Consider the following 8,290-nt stretch of genomic DNA (forward strand, 5'->3'; position numbering starts at 1 on the left):
ACAAGTGGCGGTGGATTTTTTAGGACTATTTTTTTTTCAACTGAAAATTTTCAACCGATTAAAAAAAGAAAAAAAATAGTGCTAAAAAAGACACAGTAGCCACGACGAACGAAAGGAGCGACCGTGTGGAGACTGGGAACGTAGACAACAAAAAAAGAGCTGCCATTTTTCTTGGCTGCTCTTTTTTTTGGTGGCAAGTGGTCTGTGGAACGGAGGCTTTTTAGCCGACTGGAACAGCCCAGCGGAACAAAGGAAGCGACCGAAGGGAGACCGCTTTTTTGCTCTGCTGTTTGGAACTGGATTGTTCTTTTTAAACCTAAATTTATTTGATTGGATGCAGTTTATCAATAGCCGTTTTTAAAGCATTTAATCCTGTTTGCCGATATTTTTCTGTTGTATCTGGGCTTTTGTGTCCTGCAAAATGTTGTACTATCCGTAAATCATTATTTTTGATTAATAAATTTGCTATTACACTTTGTCTTATCGTTGTACTGGTTAATCTTTTTTTGGATTGTTTTTGATAAGTGCTAATTAAATAATCAACATCTTCTTTTCTTATTGGCGTTCCAAGTTTACCCAACAATAACGCATTTTCATCATTTCTCCAGGTTTTAAGTTTGTTTCTATCCTGATTGATAAATTCATATAATAAAAGGATTTGTTCGGCTTTTAAAGGTAAATTTCTAGCGTTGGTTATTCCTGTTTTATGTATTTGAACGCAAGCTTTTTCTAAATCTATATCGCTTATCTTAATGTTTTCTATTTCTCCTATTCTTAATCCTTGATTGACTAATAAACTCATTATAATTTTGTTTCTTTTAATTAAAAATGGATAACGTTCTATTCTTGGAACTAGTAGTATTTGTAGTTCTTTTTCTGTGAATAAATCTTGTAATTGGATTGGATTTTCACGTCCGTCTCGTATTCTTATGGCTCTGGCTGGATTGTCTTTTCGTTTTCCTATTTCGATTAAATAATCATAGTATTTTTTGATAGAAGCGATTACTCTTTTTACATTGCTTACGCTGTGTTCATTTCTCAATATTTCTATATACTGCATTACTTTTTGATAGTCGTATTTGTCTGCATTCTTATTGTTCTTTTTGTATTTATTGATGTCATAAACATAACTTTCTACAGAACTTTGCATTAAACTTTGGCTTAAATAATCTTCGAGTTTCATTGCTGTAACTTTGTTTTTAAAAAATTAATTCTTGTATAAATTTGTGTTGATACCAATTGGCTGTGTCCTAAAAAATCCCGAACCATTTCTATACTCATTTCATTTTCTAAAAGATGTGTTGCAATCGAGTGACGAAGTGAGTGTAAACAATAGTTTTCTGGTTTTAGGCTTTGGGTTCTTTGGAGTATTCTTTTAAATAATTCATATACATTCTCGCCTTTGATTTTATTACCGTATATATTGACCAAAAAGCTTTCTTCGTTTTCTTTTCTAACAATTTCAGTATAACTAAAATAGTCTTTTAAGTCTTTTACAATGCTTTCAGTAAGTGGGATTACTCTGCGTTTTTTGCCTTTTCCTTTTCTAACAAATAGTAGTTTTTGTTCCAAGTTTACATCTTTTATATTCAGGTCTTGGGCTTCGCTTCTTCGTAATCCACAACCATAACACAAGTGTAATATTGTTTTTTCTTCTAGGTTTTGAGTGTTTTTGTAAAGTAGTTGGATTTCTTCTTGAGTAAATATTATTCGCTCGTTTTTGGTGGTTTGTTTTACTTTTAGATTGTATGGATTTTGTTTGATTTTCCTAGTTCTTTCTAAATAGTCAAAGTAGAGTTTAATGGCTAATAATTGGCTGTAGATGTGGCTTTCGCTCATTGCTTTCTTTGTTATTCTGCTTGTTTTTGTTTTTAAATATTCGTAGTAATTTTTGATATGAACATCTGTAATTTTTTGAGGAACTTCTTTTATATGATTTAATAAATTTTGTGCATATTTCGGATAATTTACTACTGCATTTTTGCTATATCCCAGGTTCAATAATTCTCTTCTAAAGTCATTTATTGTATTATCTAGTATCATTTATTATGTTTTTTAGGTTGTACTTTTTATTTCGACCGAACGCTAGAGTTATTTTTTTGGTTTTTGCTTATATAATAGGGTTTTACAGATTTTTTAGTGTTCGTTTGGTTTCCGTTTAGCGTTCGTTAGTGTTCGGTTTTAGTTGTTGTATTTGTTTTATAAAATGGTCTTTTAGTTTTTTTCTAACGCTTTGTATGTCATCAAAATAGGCTATTCTATATTTAAATCCTTTGTTGCCGTGTCCAAATTGTTTGATGTATTCCAGTTGTACCAATTGATTGATATAATATTGTAATTGTGTTTTCTTAAATCCTGTGGTTTCCATTGCTTCAAAACGTGTAAAATCATCGGTTTTAAACTTCTTTTTTAGTCGCTCAAAAAACTGTCGAAGACTTCCGTCCAGTTCGTCTATTTTTAGAATAATGCTTTCAAAAAGTATCTCTACGGCTTCTTCAACGTCTGTAATTTCGGTGATTAATTTATTGTTTTGGGTTCTTCTTTGGTATTGGTTGATAATGGTAATTTGCTTAATAATGCTTTGGAACATTTCGTTTAATCGTCGTTTTTTATGTACGTTTTCAGGTAATTGTATTTGTGTAGCATACGGATTTTGTACTTCTTCTGTTTTTAAAGCTCGCAGTATTTTTTGTAATTGTTCTTTGGCTTTCTCTTGGTTAATTTCGTTTATTTCTCCTGCTATTCGCTTGTTTTGATAATTGATTATTTTGTCTGTTTGATCCTGGCTTTCGTCAACGGCTAATAAAAAACTCCTACTCATATTATCTTCGTATAAATCGCCTTTTGTTGTAGCACTTAATGAACTAAAAACGCCTTTTACTTCTTTCTTAACGCTCTTGATATTTCCCTTTTTATCTTTGATACTGACCGAACTCGATAGCTTTTGATTGCTGATTAATTCACGCATTGCAAAAAGTGCTTCTTCTTTTAATCCGTCTAAATCTTCAATAATTAATAATTTGTTTACTAGGTCATATTCGCCCCAATTGTACAAACTGCCTTCTGTAATTCTTGTAAATCTTAAAACATCTTCTTGTGGTATTAAATCGGCTATTTTGCTTATTAAATGGGTTTTTCCGCTTCCGCTACTTCCTTGTACTATGGCGTGTAATGGCTGTTTTGTTTTGTATGAACTTGCAATAATGAACAATAATAATCGGCTGTTTGCTTCTCCAACTATTCCGCTTTGTTCTATTAATTTGTTGATTTGTTGTAGTAGATTGTTTTGTTTTAAAATGTCTATTGTGTTTTCTAAAATGGGTTGTTTTGGTTTTGTTTCTGGAGTAGTTTTTTGTTGTATAGGTTCTTCAATAATGGTGCTGTTGTCTTCAATTGAAAATAAAAAAGGTAGTTCTTTTCTTTGGTCGATTAAGTGGATTAAAATTTCTGTTTCGTGTCCAATTATTAAACTATTAATATCTTCATCTTTCGGAGTTTCTACTTGGCTTATTTTTACTTTTGGATGTAGTTCTCGTAGTATTTCAGCATATTTGGTTATAGCTTCGCTTCCTGCTTTATCGCCATCAAAAAAGAAAATGATTTCTTCTAATTGTTTCAGTGGTTTGATTGCGTTTAGGATTTCTTGGTTGAGTCCGTTGGTTCCATAACAGGTTAATAGTGTGTAATTTTCTTTGATTTCGTCTATTTGTAATAAACTAGCTGTGTCGATTATAGCTTCAGTAAGGATTAATTTCTTTGTATCAGGATTTGGATAATTTGGATATAGTCCTTGTCTGTTCTTCAGATAAAAATGTTTCCCGTTTTCGTTGTTCAATGTTGATCTAAAATAAAAGCTTACGATTTGATCTTCTTTGTTTTTTAATGGAAAAAGGATTGATTTATTTCCAAAAGGTTTGTAAGCTTGTCCGCCTGTTCTGCTGTTTGTACCCGCCATTGTCAATAGTCCGCATTGCATTGCATCATTGATTAGTTTTTCTTCTTTTTTTACTCCGTGATGGAACTGACCACTATTAAAACCGACTTCTAATTTCTCAAAATCTAAATTTCTACTCTTGCAATATGCTTTGGCTGGGTCGCTACATATTAATCCTTTTCTAAAACTTAAATACATTTTTTCAATAAAGTAAGTATTTATTATTGCTGTTGTTTTGGATTCTACTTTGGTTGATGGTTTATTGTTGTTGGTTGTTGGGTTGGCTGTTATCATTGCAGTACATTTTTTTAATGCTTCGTGTTTGGTTAGCTTTTCATAATCTTGAACAAACTGTATTACATCGCCTTTTTTATCGCATCCGTGGCATTTGTATTTATTTTGGCTAAAACTTACTTGTAAACTTGCTGTACTGTCCTCGTGGAACGGACAACGGAGCATATTGTTTTTGTCGGGTTTTAGATTGTAGTTTTGCAGTATATGAGATAGAGTAAGATTGTTTTTAATGTCTTGTATTTCCATTGTTGAAAAGTTTTAATTGTGCGTTTTCGCTACAAACTTACCACTTTTACTTTATTACGCAATATCTAGTTTGTAAAAGTTATACACATTTGCTTTACGATACGCCTATTTTACGTGCGTATTATGTATATTTGCACTGTTAATAAGTATTTTTACTTTAAAGTAAGTGTTATGGAAAAGCTATCAAAAACTACATTGTCTACTCTATTAAAAGAGGGAAGAACCAATAAAGGGATTTCTCAACAAGAGTTAGCAAAATTGGCAGGAGTGCATTATACAAATATTGGACGTTATGAAAGAGGAGACGCCTCGCCTTCGGCTGACGTACTTAATAAAATAGCTAGTGCCTTGGAAGTAAGCCCTGATTATTTAATGAATGGAACTTTAGAAAACAAAGCAAAAGATAATTTAAAAGATGAAAAATTGCTTATTCAGTTTAAAAAAATAGAACAGCTTTCAGAAGATAAAAAATCACTATTGATTGAGTTTATTGATGGGTTTATTTTTAAAAACAATATTCAACAACAACTTTCTTAAAGATAAAGTTTATACCTTAAAATAATAAAAAATGAAATATATTTTAGACATTCCAGAAAATAAAATGGCTTTTGCTGAAGAGTTTTTTAAGTCAATTTCTTTCGTGAAAAAAGTAAAAGCGATTGCCTCTAATGAGATTACTAATACAGCTATTTTAAAAGGCATTGAAGATTACGAAAGTAAAAAAGTAATTCCTACACCGCTTAATTTAGCTGAACTTAAAGCAATGATTAATGCGTAATTTAGTTTTTATGCCAAAAGCTTGGCAAGATTTAGGCTGGTGGATGAAAAACGATATTAAAAACGTTAAGAAAATCTATAGCCTTTTAGAGAATACTTGTAAAACTCCTTTTGAAGGCATAGGGCAACCTGAACCTTTAAAAGCCAATTATAGCGGTTATTGGTCTCGTAGAATAAACCTTGAACATCGCATTATTTACAAAGTAGAAGAAGAACAAATTGTTGTGTTTTCTCTTTATGGACATTATCAAGATTGAAAAAAAACGAGCAATTACGCTCGTTTTTTTCGTTTTAAAAAACTGAATTATTTTATTGAAACTCGATTGAAATTAGTTTACTGTTTTCTCTTTTGATAATTAAATTCATCGACAATGCCGTTTTGCCAAAAATTAGGGCTTGTTTTATAACGATAACATTACCGTAATTTTTTGTTTCTCTAAATTCAAAACCTTGAAACTGAACTTCTTTATTAATCTTACCATACTGATTTTCTAATGTAGAAAATAAATTCTCAATACTTTTAGCTTCAATATCGATACTTTTGTCAAATGATATTAATAATTTTTCATACTCTTTTTTAGTTATTTTTTCAATAATTTGATTTATAAATGATTGAAGTTTTTCGATTTCTAAAAGTTCTAGATTTGAATATGTAAATTCTTCATTAGTCCCATTGTCTAAAATAACCTTAACTTTTATTTCTTGATAATTCTCTTTTTCTCCATCTAAATTAGAGTAGAAGAGATAAGCAATATTTGCAGAATGGGTCTTTAAACTTTTAGCTTTTATATTTAATAATTCGCTTTTACTCATTTCGAGTTCAAAGTAGGATTTACTATTTCCGTTTTCAGATTTTAACCCTTTACTTCTTAAGCATTCACCATTATAGAAATTCAAAACTTGTTGAACTGCATTTTCTTCTTTTGCAGTTACACCAGTATTGTTGCAAGAAATAAAATTAAGTAGAATTATAATTGATAATATTTTTTTCATTTTTTTTTAAAATTAATCACCTCCTGCTATACCTACTGAATACATAGTAAATAAAATTAAAACATAATATTCAAGTTCTGAATTTTCATAAAAATCAAAAAGAAAATTTGTTCCAGATTTATCATATTTTTTATTGATTTCTCCTATTAGATTGCCATCAAGATATATTTCACTTAATCTTTTGGTAAATGGATTATTCGTAAATTTTAGAAAAATCTTTCTACCATCAACTACTAAAACATATTTTCTTTTTACTTTTTCAATGAATACTTTTTTATCTAAATTTTGAGTTAAAATATTTAAATTCCAAAATAAACGTGTAAATACGGTTTCAGAAAAACTAAAAATTAATTTATCGTTCTTAAATATACTGCATCTGCTTTTTGAACCAATAAAAGGCTGTTTTGTTTTTACTGTAAATAGTAATTCGTTACCTCTAAAATATTTATCGTCTGAATTTCCTGAAGAAAAAACCGCTCTATACATATCTATTTATTAACTCCAATCGTTAATTTTACCTCAAAACCAAGTACCGCTTTTGCGCCAAATTTAATTTCAAAGCAACTACTACAATCTTCTTTATTACTAGCGGATACCGTATTTTTAACAGAAGGTAGAGAAATATCTCCAACATCACTTTTTGGACTATTCCCTTTTGGTCCAAAACTACCCTCATATTCTGCCTTTCCTTGATAAGAACTACTTTGAAGTAAATCAGTATTTCCATTTGAGCCATTACCATTACCATTTGGTAAAGCAGTATCATTTACCCAATCTACTTTTCCTCCAGCTGTTAATGATTCTCCAGGTATATTAACTTTTGCTTCTGCAAAATAATGTCCTTTGCCATCCATCTCTTTTGGACCTTTAACATAACTATCTCCTGTTGTACTTGCTTTTGCTTTTGCTACATCAACTGTTGCAACACCACCACCAAGTGAACCAAAAGGGGTTTTTACTCCTATTTGAGCACCAACTGTAATTTTTCCTTCTACTTTAGCAACAGCGTGATTTTGTACCCAACTTACTGCTTTTGAAGTTTGAGTAGACACATAACTTTTGGCACTACTAAACGCACTACTTATTGCTCGACTAGCATTATACCACGATGCGGGTGGATCTGGCCACATTCCGTCAGGATCAACAAAATAAATTGGATTATCAAAGGCATAATTGTATGGAGACCATCTACGCCCTTTTTCCGCCAACGGGTCAATATTCATCCATCTTCCTAAAGCTGGGTCGTAATTCCTAGCCCCATAGTCGTAAAGATTCAAACCCAACTCGTCTTGCAGTTCTTTCCCATTATATTTATACTTGTACGTCCCTGAGCACTTTTTTCTCCGCCCGAGCGTTTGTTTATGGCTTCCCGCGAGTGAAAAACTATTTTTTAAGAACGTTCCCTTTCATTATCCTTTTCCAAAAATAATCCTTTTTCTTTCAATTGAAAAAATAATCATCTTTATTTTATCCGTGAACCAAAGCAAAGAAGCTGGAACATTAAATTCAAGACCCAAAATCGGCTGATTAGCTTTCATTTTGGGCTCGATTTTTTTGGAAGATTGCCATTATAGAATGCTGTTTTTTAGATAATTGCCCTTTGGCAATCTTCTAAAAAAATGAGCAAACAACCGAAGGGCGTTAGTCAACGGTTCTACAATAACACCCCAAGTGAAGCAAAAAAAGCGGTGCTTGCAAGGAGCTTTTTTTTGCTGAACGAGTGGCGGTGTTGCGGCACTGACAGCCACCACAGAGCTGGGAACGAACGAGGAACGAGAGAAGTGGAAGAACTGTGTGCGTGGAACGGCACGGAAAAAATTAAAATCAGCGTTAGCGTTCCTTGATTTAGGGCAAAGCTTCAGCGGAGCCAACCGTGATGGCTGGCGGTTGAGCAACCGCCAAAACACAAGTGGCGGTGGATTTTTTAGGACTATTTTTTTTTCAACTGAAAATTTTCAACCGATTAAAAAAAGAAAAAAAATAGTGCTAAAAAAGACACAGTAGCCACGACGAACGAAAGGAGCGACCGTGTGGAGACTGGGAACG

Annotated in this window: 9 protein-coding genes and 1 pseudogene; 3 read left to right on the forward strand and 7 right to left on the reverse strand. The window is 31.8% G+C overall.

Annotated elements, in window-relative coordinates; genetic code table 11:
• Window positions 1–322 precede the first annotated feature (322 nt).
• The 3 genes from RMO70_RS05760 to RMO70_RS05770 all read right to left on the reverse strand — a co-directional run bounded on the left by RMO70_RS05760 (window position 323) and on the right by RMO70_RS05770 (window position 4,474).
• Entirely contained in the window at window positions 323–1,183 is an 861-nt protein-coding gene (locus tag RMO70_RS05760; RefSeq protein WP_310555474.1) for a site-specific integrase, read from the reverse strand.
• On the reverse strand, window positions 1,180–2,043 hold the full coding sequence (locus tag RMO70_RS05765; RefSeq protein WP_310555475.1) for a tyrosine-type recombinase/integrase: 864 nt from the start codon (window positions 2,041–2,043) through the stop codon (window positions 1,180–1,182). Before RMO70_RS05765 ends, RMO70_RS05760 begins: the two co-directional genes overlap by 4 nt.
• 115 nt (window positions 2,044–2,158) lie before the next feature.
• Window positions 2,159–4,474 carry a CHC2 zinc finger domain-containing protein gene (locus RMO70_RS05770; protein WP_310555476.1) on the reverse strand — a complete coding sequence of 772 codons (2,316 nt, stop codon included), beginning with the start codon at window positions 4,472–4,474 and terminating at the stop codon, window positions 2,159–2,161.
• A gap of 171 nt (window positions 4,475–4,645) precedes the next feature.
• Between RMO70_RS05770 and RMO70_RS05775 the strand changes: the two genes are divergently transcribed.
• Genes RMO70_RS05775 through RMO70_RS05785 form a run of 3 tightly spaced genes read left to right on the forward strand, consistent with a single transcriptional unit; the run spans window position 4,646 to window position 5,508 of the window.
• On the forward strand, window positions 4,646–5,011 hold the full coding sequence (locus RMO70_RS05775; RefSeq protein ID WP_310555477.1) for a helix-turn-helix transcriptional regulator: 366 nt from the start codon (window positions 4,646–4,648) through the stop codon (window positions 5,009–5,011).
• Between the two features lie 31 nt (window positions 5,012–5,042).
• On the forward strand, window positions 5,043–5,252 hold the full coding sequence (locus RMO70_RS05780) for a hypothetical protein (protein WP_310555478.1): 210 nt from the start codon (window positions 5,043–5,045) through the stop codon (window positions 5,250–5,252).
• A complete protein-coding gene (locus RMO70_RS05785; protein ID WP_310555479.1) occupies window positions 5,245–5,508 on the forward strand; it encodes a Txe/YoeB family addiction module toxin in 264 nt (87 codons plus the stop codon). The genes RMO70_RS05780 and RMO70_RS05785 overlap by 8 nt, the downstream gene beginning before the upstream one ends.
• A 52-nt stretch (window positions 5,509–5,560) precedes the next feature.
• Here RMO70_RS05785 and RMO70_RS05790 read toward each other — a convergent pair whose 3' ends face one another.
• The 4 genes and pseudogenes from RMO70_RS05790 to RMO70_RS05805 form a co-directional block, all read right to left on the reverse strand.
• Window positions 5,561–6,244: a hypothetical protein gene (locus RMO70_RS05790; RefSeq protein WP_310555480.1), complete on the reverse strand. Its 684-nt coding sequence runs from the start codon at window positions 6,242–6,244 to the stop codon at window positions 5,561–5,563.
• 12 nt (window positions 6,245–6,256) lie between these two features.
• Window positions 6,257–6,730: a hypothetical protein gene (locus RMO70_RS05795; RefSeq protein ID WP_310555481.1), complete on the reverse strand. Its 474-nt coding sequence runs from the start codon at window positions 6,728–6,730 to the stop codon at window positions 6,257–6,259.
• Window positions 6,731–7,371: 641 nt separating this feature from the next.
• A pseudogene (locus RMO70_RS05800) lies at window positions 7,372–7,566 on the reverse strand (RHS repeat-associated core domain-containing protein); the annotation flags it as partial.
• Between the two features lie 87 nt (window positions 7,567–7,653).
• Window positions 7,654–7,782 carry a hypothetical protein gene (locus RMO70_RS05805; RefSeq protein ID WP_310555482.1) on the reverse strand — a complete coding sequence of 43 codons (129 nt, stop codon included), beginning with the start codon at window positions 7,780–7,782 and terminating at the stop codon, window positions 7,654–7,656.
• Window positions 7,783–8,290 lie beyond the last annotated feature (508 nt).

Source organism: Flavobacterium sp. (assembly GCF_031422135.1).
In the GTDB taxonomy this organism is placed as follows: Bacteria; Bacteroidota; Bacteroidia; order Flavobacteriales; family Flavobacteriaceae; genus Flavobacterium.